General features: G+C 62.7%; 1 protein-coding gene. It reads right to left on the bottom strand.

The window, feature by feature from the left end:
- A partial coding sequence (locus XANALMUS060_RS17240; protein ID WP_045739493.1) for a condensation domain-containing protein occupies window positions 1-745 on the bottom strand: 745 nt, incomplete at both ends.

Raw genomic sequence — 745 nt, 5'->3', positions numbered from 1 at the left:
TCGGCCACCATCGCATCCAACAGATGCCGCCAATGCCCTATCCACCGCTCCAGCGTCGAACGCTCGAACAATGCCGTGGCATAGATCAGACTACCGACGATCCCCTCATTGCTCTCAACCAACGACAACGACAGGTCGAACTGTGCGCTTGTCTGCGCAACGCCCAATCCGCTGGCATCGAGCTCGCCAAGATCCAACTCGCCCTGCGGTGTGTTCTGCCACGCGAACATCACCTGGAACAGCGGCGTATGCGCCAGACTGCGCGGCGGTTGCAGCAGTTCGACCACCTGCTCGAACGGGATGTCCTGATGCGCCTGCGCTTGCAGTGTGCGGTTCTTTACCGAGGCCAGCAATTGCGCCAGCGTCGGCGAGCCGGACAGCTCCACTCGCAACGCCAGCGTGTTGACGAAGAAGCCGATCAGCCCCTCGGTTTCCGATCTCCCGCGATTGGCCACCGGACTGCCGATCACCACATCGTCCTGGCCGGATAGACGCGATAGCAGCAATGACCAGCTCGCCAGGAGCGTCATGTACAGCGTCAGGCCATGGCGCTGGCTCAGGGCCTTCAACGCCTGTGTCTGTTGCGGATCGACGATGACCTCCAGCATCGCCCCGGCATGGTCCTGACGCGCTGGACGCGGACGATCCGTGGGCAGTTCCAGCAATACCGGTGCGCCGGACAGTGCCTCACGCCAATACTTGGCCTGTTGCTCCAGTACCTCGCCCGTCAACCACTGCCGCTGCC

The organism is Xanthomonas sp. MUS 060 (assembly GCF_000963215.1).
Taxonomy (GTDB): domain Bacteria; phylum Pseudomonadota; class Gammaproteobacteria; order Xanthomonadales; family Xanthomonadaceae; genus Xanthomonas_A.
This window is presented reverse-complemented; position numbering and strand designations above follow the sequence as displayed.